The following is a 21,675-nucleotide window of genomic DNA, read 5'->3' as shown; positions in this document are numbered from 1 at the left end:
TAGTGTGCTGAGCGGTCGGTCCAAGTTCAAGCAAGTGCGGCATTTTGCAGTCCTGGCGGCGATGGCGGCCCTGGCGGGCTGCGTCACGGCGCCACCGGCGGAGCCACCCAAGGCCACCCGCACCGGCGTGCAGCCACTGGACCGGTTGAACGTGGCCATCGTGCCGCCCGAGCGCGACCTCCAGGCCTTGCTGATGGCCGGCGATTTCGCGCTGGCCGCCACGGACCTCAAGGGCGCCTCGGACGCCTACGCCAAGGCCACGCTCCTGAGCGACGATCCCAAGGTCGCCGCCCGGGCCACCGAACTCGCCCTGGCCGTGCACGACCAGGCGGCCGCCGGCAAGGCGGTGGCGCGCTGGGCCACCCTCGGCGCGAAGCCCGCCGAACTGGCATCGGCCCGCGCTCGCATGGCCCTGGATCGGGGCGACACGGCGGAAGCGCAGCGGCAGCTCGACGCCCTGGTAGCCACCGGCGATCCGGACGCCTGGCGCGAGTTCGGCAGGATCCTCGTCAGCGGCCGCGACGCCGCCCAGGCCGGCGTGCTGCTCGAGCGGATCGCCACCCCCCAGCGCCTGCCGAACGATTCGACGGCCTGGCTGGCCATGGCCGAGCTGGGCGAAAACCTCGGCCGCCACGATTACGCCAAGACGATCGGCGAGGCGGCGCTGGCCCGTTTCCACAACGGAACCACCTATGCGTGGGCGGGCCAGCAGGCCTTCCGGGCCGGCGACAAGGCCGCCGCGAGGAAGCTGTTCGCCAAGGCCGTGGAGCGCGAGCCGACGAACGCCCGGCTGCGCATGGCCTACGCCACCCTCCTGGTCCAGCTGGGCGACAGGAAGGCCGCCACCCGGCTGCTTTCCACCGGTGCGCAGAACCCCGATACCTACGCGATGCGCTTGAGCCTCGCCGCCCGGGCCAACGACAAGGCGGCCATCCGCAAGCTCTACGACGACATCCGCAGGCAGTCCGACGACGTGCAGACGGAGAACGCGTTCACCCTCGGGCAGCTGGCCGAGCTGCTGGGCAAGCAGGAAGACGCGCTCGACTGGTACGCCGCGGTGGGCGACGACGATCCGCGCATCTTCGACGCCTCCGTGCGCAGCGCCGTGGTGCTGCACATGCAGGGCAAGGACGACGACGCCCACGAGATCGTGGCCGAGCTCCAGACCACGTATGCCGAGCGCCCGGAGCAGTTGCTCAAGGCCTTCGCGGTGGACGGCGAGCTGTACATGGACGCACGTCGCTTCGACGCCGCCGCCGACGCATACGGCAAGGCGTTGCGGGTGAAGCCCGACGACACCGACATGCTGTACGGGCGCGGCCTCGCGTACGCGGAAGCGGGCCGGGTCGACGATGCCGTGGCCGACTTCCGCAAGATCCTCGAACTCAAGCCCGGCGACATCGAGACCAGCAACGCGCTGGGTTACACGCTCGCGGACAACGACCGCGACCTGGGCGAGGCGCAGAACCTCATCCAGGCCGCCCGCGCGGCGCGGCCCGACGATCCGTCCGTGGCCGATTCCTGGGGTTGGCTGAAATTCCGCCAGGGCGAGCTCGACCAGGCCGAGAGCACGCTGCGCAGTGCCTGGGCCCAGCGCAAGGACGCCGACATCGGCGTGCACCTCGCCGAGGTGCTGTGGACGCGCGGCCGTCACGACGAGGCACGCAAGCTCCTCAACGAGGTGCGCCGGATCGATCCGAAGAACGCCGCGCTGGAAAAGACCGAGCGGAAGCTGCGTCCTTGATACGTTCTCCCGGGCGGGCGCGCTTTTTTGTGGGAGCCGCTCCAGCGGCGATCCCGCGGCAGCGGGCAAGCTCGCGGCGAGCACCCATCGCCGCCGAAGCGGCTCCCACACAAGCTTTCCGTATCGGCGTGCCTGGAATCCGCATGCACCTTTCCCGTTTTGCCCGAATCGTTCCGGCGCTCGCCGTTTGTCTGCTCGCCGCCTGCGCCACCACCCGCCCGCCGGTTCGCCAGCCCGGCGACGCGGTCACGCTAGGCCTGCAGGAGCAGCGCGAACGCGCGCTCGGCGACACCGATCACTGGACCCTGGAAGGCCGGCTTTCCGTCTCCGACGGCAAGGACTCCGGTTCCGGGGGGCTGACCTGGCGCCAGGATGGGGAGCATTACGAATTCACCGTGCGCGCCCCGGTCACCGGACGCAGCTTCCGCCTCACGGGTGGCCCCGACGGGGCCGAACTCGAGGGCCTGGACGGCGGGCCCCGGCATGGGCCGGATGCGGAATCGCTGATGGCGAGCACGGTGGGCTGGCAGATTCCCATGAGCGAGCTGAAGCGCTGGGTCCTGGGGCTGCGGGCGGACGGCGGTCCGGCCGACATCGCCTTCGGTACGGACAAGCTGCCGTCGCGGATCGTGCAGGACGGCTGGACGGTGGATTACCGCCAGTGGGACGCCGCCCGGCAACCGCCGATGCCTTCACGGGTGTTCGCGGAAAAAGCGCCGTACAAGGTGCGCCTGTCCATCGAAGACTGGAGCTTCGGCAACTAGCACCTGTCCTTTGCCGCCGTTGTAGGAGCCGCTATAGCGGCGAGGGGAATCTGCCTCACCGCTTCATCGCTCCGTGGGCTTCTCGCCGCCATGGCGGCTCCTACGCAAAGCGGGCTGTGCCAGAAGCCCCGTATACTTCCGTGCTCCGCGGACCACGGCTTCCCCGATGCACTACACCCTCACCCGCGCCCGCGACGACGACGCCGAGCGGCTTTGCGCCATCGAGCGCGCCGCGGTGGAGCTCTTCCGCGGGCACGAGGCCTGGCCGTCGTATTCGGGCATGTCGCTGCCGGTGGACACCGTCCGCGAGCTGATCGCGCGCGGCCTCGTCTGGGTCGCCGTGGTGGACGGGGAGGTGGTCGGCTTCGTGTGCCTGGACACCGAAGGATCGGCCGACGCCATCGGCATTGCCGAGATCGACGTCCTGCCGGCCTTCGGTGGAAAAGGCATCGGTGCCGCGCTGCTCGAGCACGCCTGCGCCTGGGCCCGCGAGGCGGGCTACGCACGGGTCGACCTGGGCACCCTGGCCGACGTGCCCTGGAACGCGCCGTTTTATGCGAAGCACGGTTTCACGGTGGCCGACAAGCACGCCCCGGAGTTCGCCGCCGCCCTGGCGCGCGATCGCGAGAACGGCTTCCCCGACCACCTGCGTGTGTTCATGACGCGCCGACTGGCGCCGCTGGCCGACGGCGACTGGACCGCCTGGCCGGCGCCGGCCAAGCTGAACCTCTTCCTGCGCATCGTCGGCCGTCGCGAGGACGGCTACCACGAGCTGCAGACCGTGTTCCGCCTGCTCGACTGGGGCGACGAGGTCCGCCTGCGCGTGCGGGCGGACGGGGTCGTGACGCGTCCCACGCCGGTCGCCGGCGTTCCCGAGGAGGCGGACCTGGCCGTCCGCGCGGCGCGCCTGCTGGCCGCCGAGACGGGCACGGCGCTGGGCGCGGAGATCGCCGTCTCCAAGCGCATCCCCATGGGCGGCGGGCTGGGTGGTGGCAGCTCGGACGCCGCCAGCGTCCTGGTGGGCCTCAATACGCTCTGGAGGACGGGCCTGTCCGAGGACGCGCTGGCCGCGCTGGGCCTCAGGCTGGGCGCCGACGTGCCGGTATTCGTCCGTGGCCGCTCCGCCTGGGCGGAAGGCGTGGGCGAGCGCCTCGTGCCCACGCGTCTCCCGCGTCGCTGGTACGTGGTCGTGGACCCTCACGAACACGTCCCGACGGCCGCGCTGTTCGCCGCCTCCGAATTGACACGTAACGCCCCTCGGGCGACAATTTCATCCTTTGTTTCCGGGGATTCGGCGGAAAACGCCTTCGAGCCGGTGGTCCGTGCGCGGCACCCTCGGGTGGCCGCGGCGCTGGACTGGCTGGGCGGCTTCGGCCATGCCCGCCTTTCCGGCAGCGGTGGCTGCGTGTTCCTGGAGACGAGAACCCACGAGGCGGCGCTTGGCGTCGCCTCGCGCTGTCCCGGGGGCTTCACGGCCCACGTGGCGGCGGGTGTCGATCCCTCGCCGCTGCTGCTGGCGCGGTACCGGATCGAGGCAAGGGGCATCGTGTCGTAAGGACTCGCCGGAACGAATTGTTGGGGCGTCGCCAAGCTGGTTAAGGCACGGGATTTTGATTCCCGCATGCGCAGGTTCGAATCCTGCCGCCCCAGCCACCGTTCGCGGTGGCGTAGACGCACCACCCACTCTAGCCAGACGCCAGGAGCTCCTTCGTGGATACGTCCACCCCGATGCTGTTCAGCGGCAACGCGCACCGCGCGCTCGCCGACGATGTCGCCGCCCGCCTCGGCATTCCATTGGGCAAGGCTCTCGTCGGCCGATTCAGCGACGGCGAGGCGCAGATCGAGATCGAGGAGAACGTCCGCAAGCAGGAGGTGTTCGTCATCCAGCCGACGGGCGCGCCCAGCGCGGAAAACCTGTTCGACCTGCTGGTGCTGATCGACGCGCTCAAGCGCGCCTCGGCGGGCACCGTCACCGCGGTGATGCCTTACTTCGGCTACGCCCGGCAGGACCGCCGTCCGCGCTCGGCCCGCGTGCCGATCACGGCGAAGCTGGCGGCGAAGATGATCGCCACCGCCGGTGCCGACCGCGTGCTCACCATCGACCTGCACGCGGACCAGATCCAGGGCTTCTTCGACATCCCGGTGGACAACGTGTACGCCTCGCCGGTGCTCCTGGCCGACATCTGGCGTCACCACAGCATGGACGACCTGATCGTGGTCAGCCCGGATGTCGGCGGCGTGGTGCGTGCGCGTGCGCTCGCCAAGCGCCTCGACGACGCCGACCTCGCGATCATCGACAAGCGCCGCCCGAAGGCGAACGTGGCCACGGTCATGAACATCATCGGCGACGTGGAAGGCAAGACCTGCGTGCTGGTGGACGACATCGTGGACACCGCCGGCACGCTCTGCGCCGCCGCGGCCGCCCTGAAGGAAAAGGGCGCCCGCAAGGTCGTCGCCTACTGCGTGCACCCGGTGCTCTCGGGGGCCGCGATCGACAACCTGGAGCACTCCCAGCTCGACGAGCTGGTGGTGACCAATACGCTGCCGTTGCGCGACAACGCCCGTAACTGTGCGAAAATCCGCCAGTTGTCGGTCGCGGAACTGCTCGCGGAGACGATCCGCCGCATCGCCTTCGGCGAGTCGGTGAGCTCCCTCTACATCGACTGAATGCACCGTTTTCGGGCTCCCCTGGTCGCGGGGGAGTCCTTTACCCACCGCCGCGAGGCGGTTTACTTGAGGCAACACCAATGGCTACCAATCATCAGCTCACGGCCACGAGCCGCAGTGTGGAAGGGAAGGGTGCGAGCCGCCGCCTTCGCACCGCGGGCTACGTGCCGGCGATCGTGTACGGCGCGGGCGAAGCCCCGCAGGCGATCCAGGTCCTCCACAACGACGTGCTGCTCGGCTCGCGCTACGAGTCGTTCTACTCGTCCGTGATCGACCTGACCGTCGACGGCAAGCTCCAGAAGGTCCTGATCAAGGACTGGCAGAAGCACCCGTTCAAGCAGCTCATGCTGCACATGGACTTCCAGCGCGTTAATGAGAACGAGGCCATCCGCGTCGCCGTTCCGGTGCACTTCCTGAACCAGGAGAAGTCCCCGGCCGGCAAGACCGCCGGTCTGGTGATCTCGCACAACCTGACGGAAGTGACGGTCTCCTGCCTGCCGAAGAACCTGCCGGAGTTCATCGAACTCGACCTGGCGGACCTGAAGTCCGGCGACATCGTCCACCTGTCCGACCTCAAGCTGCCGGCCGGCGTGGAAATCCCGGAGCTGGGCCTGGGCAAGGAGCACGACGTGGCCGTGGTCACCGTGGCCTCGATCCAGGAAGAAGTCGACCCGACGGCCGCCGAGGGCGGCGAAGCCCCGACCGAAGAGAAGAAGTAAGGAACCCTGTAGGAGCCGCTATAGCGGCGAGGGCAGCCTTGTGACTGTTTCGCGAGGTTTCCTCGCCGCCATGGCGGCTCCTACATGAAGTCATGGCGACACTTCGTCTTATCGTCGGCCTCGGCAACCCCGGGGCCGAATACGTCAGGACCCGGCACAACGCCGGGTTCTGGTGTGTCGACGCCCTGGCCATGGACCAGGGGGAGCGCTGGACCTTCGACGGCAAGCTGCATGGCGAGACCTGCAAGCTGCGTATCGGCGGAGAGACCGTCTGGCTGCTCAAGCCGGCCACGTTCATGAACAAGAGCGGCATCGCCGTCGCCTCGGCGCTGCGCTACTACAAGATTGCGCCGGAGGAGTGCCTCGTCGCCCACGACGAACTGGACCTCCCGCCCGGCACCGTCCGCATGAAGTTCGACGGCGGCCACGGCGGCCAGAACGGACTGCGCGACATCATGGCCCACCTGGGCCACGGCAAGTTCCACCGCCTGCGGGTCGGCATCGGCCACCCGGGGCACAAGGACAAGGTCACCCCCTGGGTGCTGGGCCGCCCGAACGCGGCCGACGAGGACGCCATCATGCACGCCATCGGGCGCGCGTTCGACGTGCTGCCGCTGGCGCTGGACGGCAAGTTCGACGAGGCGATGAAACGCCTGCACACGGTCGCCTGACTCCCTCACACCAACCGGACACAGATTCGCCATGGGCATCAAATGCGGCATCGTCGGCTTGCCTAACGTCGGCAAGTCCACCCTGTTCAACGCGCTGACCAAGGCCGGCATCGCCGCCGCCAACTTCCCGTTCTGCACGATCGAGCCGAACACCGGCATCGTGCCGGTGCCCGATCCGCGCCTGAACGAGCTCGCGGCCATCGTGAAGCCGCAGCGCATCATTCCCACCACCATGGAATTCGTCGACATCGCGGGTCTCGTCGCCGGCGCGTCGAAGGGCGAAGGGCTGGGCAACAAGTTCCTCGCGCACATCCGCGAGACCGACGCCATCGCGCACGTCGTGCGTTGCTTCGAGGACGGCAACGTCATCCACGTGGCGAACAAGGTCGACCCGATCGCCGACATCGAAACCATCGACACCGAGCTGGCCCTGGCCGACCTGGAGTCCGTGCTGAAGGCACTGGATCGCGCCACGCGTGCGGCCAAGGCCAACGACAAGGACGCGCTCGCCCGCAAGCCGGTGCTGGAGAAGCTCGCCAAGGTGCTCGACCAGGGCAAGTCGGCGCGCACCGCCGGGCTCGACGCGGAAGAGAAGGCACTCGTCCGCGACATGTTCCTCATCACGCTGAAGCCGATCATGTACATCGCCAACGTGGCGGAAGACGGTTTCGAGAACAACCCGCACCTCGACGCCGTACGTGCCCGCGCGGTGGAAGAGGGCGCGGAAGTGGTGCCGGTGTGCGCCGCCATCGAGGAAGAGCTCGCGCAGCTCGAAGACGCCGACCGCGACGAGTTCCTGAAGGACCTCGGTTTCGACGAGCCGGGCCTCAACCGCGTCATCCGCGCCGGCTACCGTCTGCTTGGCCTGCAGACCTACTTCACCGCCGGCGTGCAGGAAGTGCGCGCGTGGCAGGTTCGTGCCGGTTCCACGGCGCCGCAGGCCGCGGGCGTCATCCACACCGACTTCGAGCGCGGCTTCATCCGCGCCGAAACGGTGGCGTACGACGACTACATCAAGTTCAAGGGCGAGCAGGGCGCGAAGGAAGCCGGCCGTCTCCGCCTGGAAGGCAAGGATTACCTCGTCAAGGAAGGCGACGTGCTGCATTTCCGCTTCAACGTTTGACGATTTTTGCTGGTGGGACGAGTTCGACTTCGAGGATGCAGTGTGGCGTCTGCCCGCGGCAAAGATGAAAGCGCGGCGTGACCATGCCAGCCCGTTGTCCTTGCAGAGTCGGGCGGATGTTGCGGAACGAACGGACAGGGGGCGACCTTTTCCTTTTCTGGGTAAGGCTGGTGCCCCCTTGAGTGCCCTTCCCTTGCCATTCGCCTTTGTCCTAGGCTGGGCGCTGGGAACGGGGTAAACAATGGATTAAATAGGGTAATTCTTGCTTGATTGCCTCTTTATTTCATGTCGCTCGTTCTCTTTTGGTCGCCCATGCCAGCCCCACGGCCAGTCCAGTGTTCGGAAAATGGGGTAGTTAGACCCTATTAATGAGGTATTTTTAGAGACAATACCCCATTTAATGGCTATGATTACCCCGTTTAGATAGCCCGGGCTTACATTTCATGCACTCGCTCACACCCGAGTACCTTGCCGCGCTCCGCTTTGATGGCACCCAGGCGGCCACATTGCGCACGCTGGGGGAGTACCAGGGCAAGCAGCAACTCTACACCGCACAGTCGCCCGAAGCCCTCAAGGGGCTACGCCAGATCGCGGTGGTGGAATCCACCGAGTCGTCCAACCGGCTGGAAGGTGTTGTCGTAGCGCCCTCGCGGTTGAAGTCTCTGGTCATCCGCAACGCAACGCCAAAGAGCCGTTCCGAACAGGAGATCGCCGGCTACCGTGACGCCCTGGCGCTGATCTACGAATCGGCCGCGCACATGCCCTTCAGCGAGGGCGTAGTGCTGCAACTCCACACCCTGCTGTACCGCTATATGCCGCAGGCGGGCGGGCGCTGGAAGGCTACCAATAACGACATCATCGAGCGTCACCCGGACGGCACGTCACGTCTACGCTTCCAGCCCGTCGCTGCGCACCTCACACCCATGGCTATGACCGATCTGGCCGGGCGTTACGCCACCGCGCTGGATCAGCACCTGGCCGACCCCCTCGTACTAGTGCCGCTGGCGATGCTCGATTTCCTGTGCATTCACCCCTTCCCCGACGGCAACGGTCGCATGTCCCGCTTGCTGACTCTGCTGCTGCTCTACCACTTCGACTATGCCGTGGGGCGCTACATCAGTTTGGAACGCATCTTCGAGGAAACCAAGGAAGGCTATTACGAGACGCTGGAAGCCAGCTCGCGGGGCTGGCACGAGGGGCAGCACGACGTAAAGCCCTGGCTAGACTACTTCTGGGGTGCCTTGCTACGGGCCTACCGTGAGTTCGAGGAGCGTGTCGGCACCATCGAACGGGGACGTGGCAGCAAAGGCGACCGAGTGCGGACGGAAGTTCTGGGGCGCACCCTGCCGTTCTCGATTTCCGAGATCGAGGAAGCCTGCCCAGGCGTAAGCAGGGACATGGTGCGGCTGGTGCTGCGGGCGATGAAATCAGAGGGGTTGATCGAGTCAATGGGCAAGGGGCGAGGGGCGAAATGGGCCAAGCGGGCCTAAGGGGAACACGATGGAACTGATCGACAACATCAGCCGCTTGTTGGGTGATGACCTCAAGCAAGTCATTCGGCCAGGAGGCACGGCTGCAGATCGGAGCCTTGTGCTTCGACCGGCCCCGAAACAGCCCAAAAATCAGGGGGCAAAGAAGTGAGTGACCAGTTTTTCAACCAGCCAATCCTCAATTCGCCTTACGACTACCCGTCGCGGCACTGGGAGCTGGACGACAGCGGACAACCTACGCAGCAAATCGTCGAGTCACGCCGAGCGTCCAGCTTCATCAGTCCGATTCCAAAGCCCCGCCGGCACCGCGGCGAACAGGCTACTCTGGCGCTGGATGAAGTCGAGAACCTGGCTGACGACGGGCAGCGTTACCGCCACTCTGAACTGATCAATTCGGTGCGGCGCGAGGTCGATGCGTGGCGTCGCTTGCCGCCGACGCAGTGGCGTGTCACCCCCGAAACGGCCCGTCTGCTGGAGCACTGGCGCAACCACAAGTTCGCTGGGGTGCGCCCCTTCTTCTGCCAGGTAGAAGCGGCCGAAACCGCGATCTGGCTGACCGAGGTCGTCCCGCAGCTCGGCAAAAGTGGGGAACGCTTTCTCGACCACCTGAAGAGAGTCAGCAACGATGCCAACCCCGGCCTGATGCGCCTGGCACTGAAGCTGGCCACCGGCGCAGGAAAGACCACAGTCATGGCCATGCTCATCGCTTGGCAGACGGTCAATGCCGTGCGCCATCCGCAGAGCAAGAAATTCACCCGAGGCTTCCTGCTGGTCGCCCCTGGCCTGACCATCAAGGATCGCCTGCGCGTGCTGCTGCCCAATGATGCGGACAGCTATTACGCCAGCCGCGAGATCGTGCCCCGCGACATGCTGGCGGATCTGGACAAGGCCAAGATTGTCATCACCAACTACCACGCCTTCAAGCTGCGCGAACGCATGGAATTGTCCAAGGGCGGCCGTCGCTTGCTGCAAGGCCGCACCGGCAGCGAGCTGGACACGCTGGAAACCGAGGGGCAGATGCTCCAGCGGGTCATGCCGGAATTGATGGGGCTGAAGAACATTCTCGCCATCAACGACGAGGCGCACCATTGCTATCGTGAAAAGCCCGCTTCCGACGACGATTTCATCGACGACAAGGGCAACCCCCTGACCGGCGATGACCTCAAAGCCGCCAAGGAACACGTCAAGGACGAGAACGAAGCCGCGCGCCTGTGGATTTCCGGCCTCGAAGCCGTGAACCGCAAGCTGGGCGTGCAACAGGTCATCGACCTCTCGGCCACGCCATTCTTCCTGGCCGGTTCCGGCTACGTGGAAGGCACCTTGTTCCCGTGGACGATGAGTGACTTCTCGTTGATGGATGCCATCGAGTGCGGCATCGTCAAGTTGCCGCGTGTGCCGATTGCACAGAACCTGCCCGGCGACTTCGACATGCCGATGTTCCGCGATCTATGGAAGCACATAGGCAAGAAGATGCCCAAAAAGGGGCGCGGCAAGGGTGCACAGGCCGATCCAGAAGATATTCCGCAATTGCTGAAAAGCGCGCTGGACGCGCTTTACGGCCACTACCTCAAAACCTACGAAGCTTGGAAGCAGGCCGGCATCAAGGTGCCGCCGTGCTTCATCGTGGTGTGCAACAACACCGCCACCTCCAAGCTGGTGTTCGATTACATTTCCGGCTTTGATCGTCGTAATGACGATGGCAAGGTCAGCTACCAGGCTGGCCGACTGGAACTGTTCCGCAATTACGACGAACACGGTGAGCCGCTGGCGCGCCCGAATACCCTGCTGATCGACAGCGAACAGCTCGAATCCGGCGAGGCGCTGGACGACAACTTCCGGGGTATGGCCGCCGACGAGATCGAGCGTTTCAAGCGCGAAATCATCGAGCGCACTGGCGACCGCAGACAAGCCGAGAACCTGAGTGACAGCGAATTGCTGCGCGAAGTGATGAACACCGTTGGCAAGCAGGGCCGCCTGGGCGAGCAAATCCGGTGCGTCGTGTCGGTGTCCATGCTCACCGAGGGCTGGGATGCCAATACCGTTACCCACGTACTCGGTGTGCGTGCGTTCGGGACCCAGTTGCTTTGCGAACAGGTGATTGGCCGAGCTCTGCGCCGCCAGTCCTATGAATTGAACGAGCAGGGATTGTTCGACGTGGAATATGCTGACGTGTTCGGCATTCCCTTCGACTTCACCGCCAAGCCGGTAGTTGCCACCCCGCCCAAGCCGCGCGAAACCGTCACCGTCAAGGCACTGCGCCCGGAACGCGACTCTCAGGAAATCCGATTTCCGCGCGTGCAGGGCTATCGTGTCGAACTGCCGGAGGAAAGGCTGGAAGCCGCCTTTGGCACCGACGATCATCTGACATTGACGCCAGAGCAAGTCGGCCCCACGGAAACCCGCAACGCCGGCATTATCGGCGAAGCGGTGGAACTGAACCTCAAGTACCTAGGCGACGTGCGCCAGTCCACGCTGCTGATGGAGCTGACCAAGCACCTGCTGTTCGAGCACTGGCGCGACCAAGGCCAGGATGCACCGATCGCCCTGTTCGGCCAGCTTAAGCGCATCGTGCGTGAGTGGCTGGAGGAGTGCCTGGAATGTAAGGGTGGCACCTATCCGGCGCAGTTGATGCACCGTGAACTGGCCGACCTGGCCTGCCAGAAGATTACTCGCGGCATCGTCAAGCGCGAACTAGAGAAAGGCCAGCAGGTCAAGGCCATCCTCGACCCATTCAACCCCACCGGCAGCACCGCGCACGTGCGCTTCAACACCTCTCGCGAAGACCGTTGGGAAACCCTTGGGCCGCCGCCCAAGAACCAAGTCAACTGGGTGATCCTGGACAGCGGCTGGGAATCCGAATTCTGCCGCGTCGCCGAGTCGCACCCCAGTGTGCTGGCCTATACCAAGAACCACAACCTCGGCCTGGAAGTGCCATACCGCTTCGGCTCGGCCAACCGCATCTACATCCCAGACTTCATCGTGCAAGTGGACGATGGTCACGGCAAGAACGACCCGCTGAACCTGATCGTCGAGATCAAGGGCTACCGGCGCGAGGATGCGAAAGAAAAAAAGTCCACCATGGACACCTACTGGATTCCCGGCGTGAATCACCTCGGCACGCACGGCCGCTGGGCCTTTGCCGAGTTTGGCGATGTGTACGAAATGCAGGAAGACTTTGCCAAAGAGGTCGAAGCAAAGTTCAACCAAATGATTGAATCGGCTGTGCCCGCGCCGGGAAACAAGGAACACTGAGATGGCAACGAAGAAAACACAGATGCCCAGCAAGGGTATCGAACAGATCACGCATACCGAGGCCAAACGCAAGAACATCCCGACCGTGGAACACCAGTCGGTGATGCAGCAGCATGAGCAGGCGCCGGTGAAGGTGGCCTACCCGCGCGCCAACCGGCAATGGCTGGAGGAACTATGCGCTCCGCACGGCACGGGCAAGACGTCCTCGGAATTCCAGCAGCGGCTCAATCGCGACCTGGATCCGCAACTCATCTGGCGCGGCAAGGACCAGCAGGACTGGTCCGACCTCGTGGTCAATGCGCCACCGCTATACATCCAGGAGAAGGTCAAACCCAAGGCGCTGATCGACGATCTGCGACGCCAGACTGAAGCCCAGCGCGAGGCCGCAGCGCCGAAACAGGACACACTGGACCTGTTCGGCGACTTCAACGGCCTGCCCGAAGGTGCGGATCGTACCGAGTTCTACCAGCACGAAGGCCACTGGCAGAACCGCATGATCCTGGGCGACAGCTTGCAAGTGATGGCCTCTCTGGCTGAGCGCGAGGGGCTGCGCGGCAAGGTGCAGTGCATCTATTTCGATCCGCCCTACGGCATCAAATTCAACAGCAACTTCCAATGGTCAACCACCAGCCGCGACGTGAAGGACGGCAACGCCGACCACATCACTCGCGAGCCGGAGCAGGTGAAGGCCTTCCGCGATACCTGGCGCGACGGAATTCATTCGTATCTGACGTATTTGCGCGATCGGTTGATGGTGGCGCGGGACTTGTTGACGGAGTCCGGGTCGATCTTTGTGCAGATTGGCGATGAGAATGTCCATCGCGTCCGCGCGTTGATGGATGAAGTTTTTGGAGACGAGAATTTCTGTCGAGAGATTGTAATTTCAAAGGCAAGCGCCTTGTCATCAGTGCTTCTGCCGTCGACAAACGACTTCATACTCTGGTTTGCGAGAGATAAGGATAAAGTTAAGTACCGCAATGCTTTGAATCCCACGGATGTCTTTGAGAATCCAAACGAACGATACCTTTGTGTAGAGACAGATAAAGGTAAAGTAATAGATCTATCTCTCAAGCAGAAGATGCGGCTTGACACGTTGCCTGAGGGGCGGGTGCTTCGCATCTATCCCACTTATTCCCAAACAGGTGGTCCATCAAGTAGGTTTCCTTTCTCATTTCAAGGCGTGTCGTACAGACCTCCTGGTCAGTATGGATGGCAGACCACGGAGATCGGCCTTACTCGACTCGCAAAATCTAACCGAATGTACAAGGTCGGCAACTCTGTTGGTTGGAAAGCATATTTTGATGGAGCGAGATATAGGCCATTTAATACGGTTTGGTCCGATCTTCGATCTGGTGGATTTGGCGAAAGTAGAACGTACGTTGTCCAAACCGATACGCGGATTGTGCAGCGATGCATGCTGATCGCTTCCGACCCGGGCGATCTAGTGCTCGATCCAACCTGCGGCTCCGGCACCACCGCTTATGTCGCCGAACAATGGGGCCGCCGCTGGATCACTATCGACACCAGCCGCGTCGCGCTGGCGCTGGCCCGCGCCCGCATCATGGGCGCGCGCTACCCGTTCTACCTGCTGGCCGACTCCTGCGACGGCCAGTTGAAGGAAGCCGAAATCACCCGCAGCGCGCCGTCCAGCCAATCCACTTACGACAACATCGCTCACGGCTTCGTTTATGAGCGCGTGCCGCATATCACCCTCAAATCCATCGCCAACAATGCCGAGATCGACGTTATCTGGGACAAGTTCCAGGCCGTACTTGAGCCGCTGCGCGCAGATTTGAACCAGGCGCTCGGCAAGAAGTGGCAGGAATGGGAAATTCCGCGCGAAACCGATGTCAAGTGGAGCGAGGAAGCCAAGAAGCTCCACGCCGACTGGTGGCAGCAGCGTACCGCCCGCCAGCAGGAAATCGACGCGTCCATCGCCGCTAAGGCCGAGTTCGAGTTCCTCTATGACAAGCCCTACGAGGACAGGAAGAAGGTGCGCGTGGCCGGCCCCTTCACCGTGGAATCCCTCAGCCCGCACCGCGTGCTGGGCGTGGACGAGGAAGATGAGCTGATCGACCACGTGGCCGAAACCCAGGCCGAATATGGCCAAGACTTTGCCAGCCTGATCCTGGCCAACCTGCGCACCGCCGGTGTGCAGCAGGCGCATAAGGCCGACAAGATCGAATTCACCTCACTGGAACCGTGGCCGGGTGACTTGATCTGCGCCGAAGGCCGCTATCTGGAAAACGAACAGGTGAAACGAGCAGGTATTCTGGTCGGCCCTGAGTTCGGTACAGTCACCCGAGCTGATTTGGTCGATGCCGCCCGCGAAGCCGGCGATGCCAACTTCGACGTACTCATCGCCTGCGCCTTCAACTACGACGCGCCGGCCAGCGAATTCAGCAAACTCGGCCGCATCCACGTGCTCAAGGCTCGCATGAACGCTGACCTGCACATGGCCGAAGACCTGAAGAACACCGGCAAGGGCAACCTGTTCGTGATCTTCGGTGAGCCGGATGTGGATGTGCTGGATACGCAAGGCCGTAGCATCCGTAGATACGATGGCAAGCGCGACGTCATCGACGTGCCTGCCGATGGGCAACTGGTGGTCAAGATCAACGGCGTGGACGTGTTCCATCCCAGCACCGGCGAAGTCCGCAGCGACGACGCAGAGGGCATAGCCTGCTGGTTCCTGGACACTGACTACAACGAGGAGTCCTTCTTCGTTCGCCATGCCTACTTCCTCGGCGCGAACGACCCGTACAAGGCGCTGAAGACAACCCTCAAAGCTGAGGTTGACCCCGACGCTTGGTCGACACTCAATTCCGATACCTCCCGCCCTTTCCCGAAACCGAGCAACGGCCGGTTTGCGGTGAAGGTCATCAATCACCTCGGGGATGAGGTGATGAAGGTGTTTAAGGTGCAGTGATGGTGAATACTACTTGTCCGATTTGGGGAGCCACGGCCATACCTATTGATGTGGGCGGGCGTGATGGCGTCGCCGTTGATTCGCCGAGGGCCGGCGGAGAGTTCTTCATCTCGGGTACGGCGAACGCCATGCTTGCCAATCTGGACGACAAGGAAAAAGTTCTTCTGACCTCTTGGCTAGTCGGGCAACATCGGCTTGGTGTCATCCGTCCGGAGATTTTCAGCGAAACTCTTGAAGACTTGAAGAGCTGGAGCTTCCCAGCCGTCCACGAAAGGGCAGACGGCCTGTTGCGCTATCTTGCAAGCAGGAGCGAGCTACTGGGCACTGTCGTAATGTTTTGCGCGCCTGAAAAAGCAAGCAAGCCGGATGACGGCAATGCACTGATGGCATGGACAGCCTCTCGCAAACTTTCCGAGGTGATTACCCTCGCCGAATATGCCCATACTGAGAAATGGATTGAGCATCGAGTCGAGAAACCGAGAACTCTCGGCGAGGTTAGCTACACTCATGAACTGATGCTCAGGCCGCCTGGGTATGCCCGACTGGCAGCCCTAGATGGCAGCGGTGCAGCATCAAGCCAAGCATTCGTTGCCATGTGGTTCGACCCGTCTATGAGCGAAGCGTATGAGAAAGGCATTGCCCCGGCCATTCGAGATGCTGGCTACGAGCCAATGCGGATAGATAAGAAGAATCACAACAACAAAATTGACGACGAAATCATTGCGGAGATAAGGAGGTCGCGTTTCGTTGTCGCGGACTTCACGCAAGGAGATAGCGGTGCGCGCGGCGGGGTCTATTACGAGGCGGGTTATGCACATGGCCTCAATATGCCAGTGATTTTCACTTGCCGTTTTGATGCGCTGAACAATGTTCACTTCGACACGCGCCAATACAACCATATCGCGTGGAAAGATATTGATGCATTGAAAAACCAACTCGCCCAAAGAATATCGGCCACTATCGGCGATGGTCCGAAGAGGAAGGCATGAGTATGGAATTCCGCATTGCCGACACCTTTACCACCAGTCTTGCCCGCCTGACAGGTGATGAACAAAAGGCCGCAAAGACCACTGCCTTCGATTTGCAGATGGATCCTGTCGGCAACGGCATGAGCTTCCACAAGCTCGATAGAGCCAAAGACCCGAACTTCTGGTCGGTGCGTGTCAGCCGCGATATTCGCCTGATCGTCCACAAGACCGCTGGCAGTCTGCTGCTCTGCTATGTCGATCACCACGACAAGGCCTATCAATGGGCCGAGCGGCGCAAGCTGGCAGTGCACCCGACCACCGGCGCAGCCCAGCTTGTCGAGGTCCGCGAGCGTGTCGAGGAGATCCTCGTTCCGAATTATGTTGAGGACGGCAGGCCGGCGACGCAACAGATGCCGAAACTGTTCGCAAGATATGGCGACGCCCAACTGCTGGCCTATGGTGTGCCGCAAGAGTGGCTGGCCGACGTGAAGGCTGCCGACGAGGATTCGCTGCTGGAACTGGCTGACCACCTGCCCGGTGAGGCGGCCGAAGCCCTGCTTGAACTGGCGACCGGCGGCGCGCCGGCGTTGCCGGAAGTGGCAGCCAAGGGGGCGGATCCATTCCAGCACCCGGACGCGCAACGCCGCTTCCGCGTCATGTCCGATATGGACGAACTGGCCCGCGCCCTGGAATACCCGTGGGACAAGTGGACGGTATTCCTCCATCCGGCACAGCGTCAGTTGGTCGAGCGCCATTACAACGGCGCGGCGCGTGTGTCTGGCTCGGCGGGCACGGGCAAGACCGTGGTTGCCTTGCACCGGGCTGTGCATCTGGCGCATCAGGACGAAGATGCGCGCGTTCTGCTTTCCACGTTTTCGGATACGTTGGCCAATGCCTTGCGCGGCAATCTGTATCGGTTGATCTGGAACACTCCCAAGCTCGGCGAACGTATCGACGTGGCCGCCATGGATGCTCTTGGCATCCGCTTGTATGCGGCGGAATTCGGCAAACCGGTATTCGCCAGCCGTGATGAAATTTCCACGCTGCTGAAGGCGGCTGCCATGCAGGCCGATGGCCTGAAAGCCAACGTCGCGTTTGTGCTGTCCGAATGGGAAGACGTGGTAGACACTTGGCAAGTGGAAAGCTGGGAGGCTTACCGCGACGCCAAGCGGCTGGGCCGCAAGACGCGCCTGCCGGAGGCACAACGCGCCTTGTATTGGCAGGTGTTCGCCAATGTGAAGGAGCAATTGAAGCAGGCCGGCAAGATCACTGCGGCCGAGATGTTCGCCAAGCTAGCGGAGGCCATGCCCAAGCGCAAGCATCCGGTATTCGACTACATCGTGGTGGATGAGACGCAGGACATCGGTGTGCAGCAATTGCGCTTTCTTGCGGCGATCGCCGGCAACCGCGCCAATGCCCTGTTCTTTGCCGGCGATCTTGGCCAGCGCATCTTTCAGACTCCGTTCTCGTGGAGATCTCTTGGCGTGGATGTGCGAGGCCGTTCGCGCACGCTCAATATCAACTACCGCACCTCGCACCAGATTCGCTCGCAGGCCGACCGGCTTCTCGACCCCGAGGTCTCCGATGTGGACGGAAATGTCGAAAGCCGCAAGGGCACAATTTCTGTATTCAACGGGCCGGAGCCGACCATTTGCAGCTACGCCGATGCAAAGGCGGAAAGCCAGGCCGTCGGTGTATGGTTGCAGCAATGCAGTGCCAGCGGTGTGCTGCCGCAGGAAATCGGCGTATTCGTTCGAGCCGACAGCGAACTGTCACGCGCACAGGCTGCAGTCAAGGCCGCATGCTTGCAGGGGCGTGTGCTCGGTAAGGACATGGCAACGGAAGAGGGCTTCGTCAGTATCACCACCATGCACTTGGCCAAGGGTATGGAATTCCGCGTGGTTGCGGTCATGGCCTGCGATGATGAAATCATCCCTTCACAGGTGCGCATCGACACTGCTGCTGACGAGGCTGAGCTGACCGAAATCTATAACACCGAACGCCAGTTGCTGTACGTGGCTTGCACCCGTGCCCGCGACCAACTGCATGTGTCAGCAGTGAAACCTGAGTCGGAATTTCTGGAGGACTTACTGCAGAAGTAGCCCCACGCGTCTTGGATGAGCCTGGTGGTGACAGCGTGCCTTGGCTGTGTCGCCCCAGGTACTTGCGCAGCGTGCGACTTAGCTTCCGAGATAGACCGTCGTCACCTTCACCCGCTCGTGCCGGAGTTCATGGCTGATCTGCTGCCGGACGTGTCGGTCGGCCAGACGCTGTGATAGGTCGAGTTGAGCCGTGCCCGGTCCACCTGCTGCCGGTGTGACTTCCATCCCGTCAATGTTTCATATCGCAGCTGTGCATACCGATGCCGCAGTCCATGCATATTGCTCAAGCCCGCCACCTTGCACTGTCCATCGTAGACGTGCCGTTGCTGGATGTAGGTCTTGTTTGAGCCGCTTCAGCGGCGATGGGTGCTCGCGAGCGTGCCCGCTGCCGCGGGATCGCCGGCGTAGCCGGCTCCCACACAAAGCGCCTGGGAGAACGCTGTCCCTTGCGCTTCACCCACCCGGCGCGGTCATCTGCCGCTGCATGTGATCCAGGTACTGGTCGAGTTCGCCCACGCTGGCGAACACTTCCGCGACCGGTACCGCCTTCACGATGTCGAAAACCTTCTTCACCTGCGGTTGCGGGTTGAGAAGAAGCGTGCGGCCATCGCGGTCGTGCAGTTGCTTGCGTAGCTGGGCGAGGCTGCGCAGTCCGGCGCTGCTGATGTATTCCAGGCCCGAAAGGTCGACCACCAGCGTGCCGCCGTTGTCCAGGAGCGGGATGACGTCGCGCAAGGCCTCGTCGAACGCCGCGTAGGTCGCTGCATCGAGACGGCCTTCGAGCCACACGGTGCTGCGGTCGGGGTTGGGGCTTTCGCTGCGGACGATGAGAGTCATAGGGCTGGCTCGTCGGAAGGATCGAAGCGGATGACGACACGGTTGCCGTGTGCGTCGCGTGCATAGTGGAAATCGCTGGCGATGCTGCGGGCCAGGTGCAGGCCGAGTCCGCCGATCTCGCGCCGCGCGATGTCTCCTGGCAGGTCGGGCGGTTCGTGTTGCAAGGGATCGAAAGGCATGGCGTCGTCGCGCAGCTCGAGGTGGACCACGTCGGCCTGGACCTCGAGGCGGATGTCGATGCTGCCGTCCCGTCCATCGGGATAGCCGTGGCGCACCGTGTTCACGAGGAGTTCCTCGAGCACCAGGCGCACGTCCGCACGACAGGAAGGGTCCACTTCGGCGCGATCCAGCGTGCCCTCGGCCCTGTCCAGCGCGAGGAACACGTCCTCGAGCCGGTTAGGAATGCGCAACCGCATCGAAGCGGACCCCCGCGGCGCCACTCTCGTGCCAGGTGAGCGCAAGCAGCGCGATATCGTCGTAGGCGGGCGCACCGTCGACATAGGCGTCGACATCGCCCAGCACGCCTTCCACATAGGCTTCCGGCGCGGCACCCTCGTCGATGCGCGCCACGCTGTCCAGGATGGCGTGCGTCCCGTAAAGGCGCTGGTTGTCCGCGTGCGCCTCGCTGACGCCGTCGGTGTACATGAGCACGGTGTCGCCCCCAAGCAACGTGAGTACGCGTACAGGGTAGCGCGCTTCGCGGTCGAGTCCGAGCGCCGGGCCGGTCTCGACGTCGACGAGGGTGGCGCTGCCGCCCGCGTGCAGCACGGGCTGCTCGTGTCCCGCGCTGGCGAGCGAGAGCAGGCCGGTTTCCGTTTCCACCACGCCGCAGAGCAGCGTGACGAACATGCAGGTGTCGTTGCCCTTGCACAGCTCGAGGTTGAGCGCGCCCAGGATCTCGCTGGGCGAACGCGCGTGGGTGGCGAGCGTGCGGGCGAGGGTGATGGTTCGGGCCATGAACAGGGCGGCGGGGATGCCCTTGTCGGAGACGTCGCCCACCATCACGCAGACATGCCGCGCGCCGAGCGTGAAGTAGGTATACAGATCGCCACCCACCGCGCTGGCCGGACGCAGCGCGGCGTGCACTTCGACCCGGCCATCCGCGGCGAGCCAGTGCGGCTCCGGGATCAGGGCGAGCTGGATCTGCCGGGCGATCTCCAGCTCGCTGGCCATGCGTTCCTGTTCGCGGGCGGTCTGCTTGGCGGTGTCGATGTGACCGGCCAGCTGGTGGCGCATCTGGTCGAAGGCCCGGGTCAGGCGGCCCACTTCGTCCCGGCGCCGCAGCTTGGGCAGAGGGAAGTCGAGGTGGCCGCGGGCGACGTCCTCCGCGCGGTCGGAGAGCACCCCCAGTGGCGCCATCAACCGGCGCGTGATCACCAGCGCGATCAGCGACACGCCGGCCAGGGCCAGCAGGCCCAGGAGGATGTCCACGTAATAGGTACGGCGGAGGTCGGCGAATACCTCGCGTTCGGGCATGGTCAGCCCGAAGGTCCACGTGGTGCCGGGAATCTTCACGAAATAGACCCAGACGGGCTCGCTGACCCGTCCGCCCATCTCGGGGGTGATCCGCACGGGGTTGGTCCCGGCGGAAAGCGCCTCGCGGAACGGCTTGCTGCCGCGGGTGCCCACGTAGGAGGCCCAATCGTGGGCCAGGAACACGCCGTCCGCGTCCACGACGAAGGCCGAGGCGTGCTTGGGCTTGTTCAACTCGCCGAGCAGTTTCTGCAGCCAGTCGATGCTGATGGTGGCATCGGCGACGCCGATCACGGGCAGGTCCTTGCCGGGGATGGCGACGGAATAGCCCACGAGGGTGTCGGTGCGCCCCACGGAATGGAAGGGTGCCTGCCAGCAGCCGCGTTCGCAGTTGAGTCCGCGGACGAACCAGGGCGAGGTCCAGTACACCTCCGGATCGTCGAGGCGGCTTCCCATGCTCAGCCTGCCGTCGATGGCGCGGCGCGCGACCGGGGCGTCGACGGGGCGGGGCGCGGACGTGTCCCGGGGGATGAAGGCGGCGGTGATGTCGACCAGCTCGGGATTGACGGCGAGGGTGTCGCGGATGACGGCGGGCGCCTCGTCGCGCCGCGTGGCGAGGATGCCGGCGAGCACCTGGGCCACCCGGGACACGTTGTCGAGTCGCCCCTGGATCCGCGTCGCGGCCCAGCCGGAGACGGCCGCCGCCTGCTGCTCGGTCTGGTCGAGGATCTGCTCGCGGGTATGGGTGAGCATCAGCCCGCCCGTGACGACCAGGACAAGCGCCGACCCCAGGAGCACGCCCAGGGCGAGTCGCGAGGCGACGCTGCGAAGGACCATCGGCGACACTCCCGGAGTTCGTGGCTCGAATCTATGCCGCCCCGGCCGGCCCGACAAGCCGCCGTGACGTCATAATGCGACTTTTCCCAGAAAGGTCAT

16 protein-coding genes and 1 tRNA gene are annotated in these 21,675 nt (G+C 63.9%); 14 read left to right on the top strand and 3 right to left on the bottom strand.

Annotation, left to right across the window (positions count from 1 at the left end; genetic code table 11):
* Positions 1 to 34: 34 nt before the first annotated feature.
* The 14 genes from HBF32_RS09565 to HBF32_RS09500 all read left to right on the top strand — a co-directional run bounded on the left by HBF32_RS09565 (position 35) and on the right by HBF32_RS09500 (position 18,429).
* Entirely contained in the window at positions 35 to 1,744 is a 1,710-nt protein-coding gene (locus tag HBF32_RS09565; protein ID WP_338039755.1) for a tetratricopeptide repeat protein, read from the top strand.
* Between the two features lie 143 nt (positions 1,745 to 1,887).
* Positions 1,888 to 2,508: a lipoprotein insertase outer membrane protein LolB gene (lolB, locus tag HBF32_RS09560; RefSeq protein WP_166699407.1), complete on the top strand. Its 621-nt coding sequence runs from the start codon at positions 1,888 to 1,890 to the stop codon at positions 2,506 to 2,508.
* Between the two features lie 166 nt (positions 2,509 to 2,674).
* The gene (gene ispE, locus HBF32_RS09555; protein ID WP_166699406.1) at positions 2,675 to 4,063 is read left to right on the top strand and encodes a 4-(cytidine 5'-diphospho)-2-C-methyl-D-erythritol kinase; all 1,389 of its coding nucleotides are present in this window, start codon (positions 2,675 to 2,677) and stop codon (positions 4,061 to 4,063) included.
* A 21-nt stretch (positions 4,064 to 4,084) separates the two neighbouring features.
* Positions 4,085 to 4,161: transfer RNA gene (locus HBF32_RS09550), tRNA-Gln, on the top strand.
* 57 nt (positions 4,162 to 4,218) lie between these two features.
* Positions 4,219 to 5,175 carry a ribose-phosphate diphosphokinase gene (locus HBF32_RS09545; RefSeq protein WP_338039754.1) on the top strand — a complete coding sequence of 319 codons (957 nt, stop codon included), beginning with the start codon at positions 4,219 to 4,221 and terminating at the stop codon, positions 5,173 to 5,175.
* 80 nt (positions 5,176 to 5,255) lie between these two features.
* Positions 5,256 to 5,894 (top strand): 50S ribosomal protein L25/general stress protein Ctc, encoded by a 639-nt coding sequence (locus HBF32_RS09540; RefSeq protein ID WP_166699405.1) that lies wholly within the window; start codon positions 5,256 to 5,258, stop codon positions 5,892 to 5,894.
* A gap of 92 nt (positions 5,895 to 5,986) precedes the next feature.
* On the top strand, positions 5,987 to 6,565 hold the full coding sequence (gene pth / locus HBF32_RS09535) for an aminoacyl-tRNA hydrolase (protein WP_166699404.1): 579 nt from the start codon (positions 5,987 to 5,989) through the stop codon (positions 6,563 to 6,565).
* 31 nt (positions 6,566 to 6,596) lie between these two features.
* Positions 6,597 to 7,688: a redox-regulated ATPase YchF gene (gene ychF, locus HBF32_RS09530; RefSeq protein WP_166699403.1), complete on the top strand. Its 1,092-nt coding sequence runs from the start codon at positions 6,597 to 6,599 to the stop codon at positions 7,686 to 7,688.
* Between the two features lie 443 nt (positions 7,689 to 8,131).
* Positions 8,132 to 9,178, top strand: a complete 1,047-nt coding sequence (locus HBF32_RS09525) for a Fic family protein (protein WP_166699402.1) — start codon at positions 8,132 to 8,134, stop codon at positions 9,176 to 9,178.
* 10 nt (positions 9,179 to 9,188) lie between these two features.
* Positions 9,189 to 9,329, top strand: coding sequence for a hypothetical protein (locus HBF32_RS09520; RefSeq protein ID WP_166699401.1), 141 nt, complete (start codon positions 9,189 to 9,191; stop codon positions 9,327 to 9,329).
* The gene (locus HBF32_RS09515) at positions 9,326 to 12,430 is read left to right on the top strand and encodes a BPTD_3080 family restriction endonuclease (RefSeq protein WP_338039753.1); all 3,105 of its coding nucleotides are present in this window, start codon (positions 9,326 to 9,328) and stop codon (positions 12,428 to 12,430) included. The genes HBF32_RS09520 and HBF32_RS09515 overlap by 4 nt, the downstream gene beginning before the upstream one ends.
* Position 12,431: 1 nt before the next feature.
* Positions 12,432 to 15,359 (top strand): site-specific DNA-methyltransferase, encoded by a 2,928-nt coding sequence (locus tag HBF32_RS09510; protein ID WP_166699400.1) that lies wholly within the window; start codon positions 12,432 to 12,434, stop codon positions 15,357 to 15,359.
* A complete protein-coding gene (locus tag HBF32_RS09505; RefSeq protein WP_166699399.1) occupies positions 15,359 to 16,348 on the top strand; it encodes a hypothetical protein in 990 nt (329 codons plus the stop codon). The genes HBF32_RS09510 and HBF32_RS09505 overlap by 1 nt, the downstream gene beginning before the upstream one ends.
* 2 nt (positions 16,349 to 16,350) lie before the next feature.
* Positions 16,351 to 18,429 (top strand): UvrD-helicase domain-containing protein, encoded by a 2,079-nt coding sequence (locus tag HBF32_RS09500; protein WP_166699398.1) that lies wholly within the window; start codon positions 16,351 to 16,353, stop codon positions 18,427 to 18,429.
* 453 nt (positions 18,430 to 18,882) lie between these two features.
* On the opposite strand, the gene HBF32_RS09490 is transcribed toward HBF32_RS09500, so the two are convergent.
* From HBF32_RS09490 to HBF32_RS09480, 3 genes are read right to left on the bottom strand one after another with little or no spacing between them, the layout of a single operon-like run.
* Positions 18,883 to 19,266 carry an STAS domain-containing protein gene (locus HBF32_RS09490; RefSeq protein WP_166699397.1) on the bottom strand — a complete coding sequence of 128 codons (384 nt, stop codon included), beginning with the start codon at positions 19,264 to 19,266 and terminating at the stop codon, positions 18,883 to 18,885.
* The gene (locus HBF32_RS09485; protein WP_166699396.1) at positions 19,263 to 19,682 is read right to left on the bottom strand and encodes an ATP-binding protein; all 420 of its coding nucleotides are present in this window, start codon (positions 19,680 to 19,682) and stop codon (positions 19,263 to 19,265) included. Before HBF32_RS09485 ends, HBF32_RS09490 begins: the two co-directional genes overlap by 4 nt.
* Entirely contained in the window at positions 19,663 to 21,576 is a 1,914-nt protein-coding gene (locus HBF32_RS09480; protein WP_166699395.1) for a SpoIIE family protein phosphatase, read from the bottom strand. Before HBF32_RS09480 ends, HBF32_RS09485 begins: the two co-directional genes overlap by 20 nt.
* Positions 21,577 to 21,675 lie beyond the last annotated feature (99 nt).

It is taken from the genome of Luteibacter yeojuensis, from assembly GCF_011742875.1.
In the GTDB taxonomy this organism is placed as follows: Bacteria; Pseudomonadota; Gammaproteobacteria; order Xanthomonadales; family Rhodanobacteraceae; genus Luteibacter; species Luteibacter yeojuensis.
The sequence above is the reverse complement of the archived record's forward strand: the minus strand, read 5'-3'. Positions and strand labels throughout refer to the sequence as shown.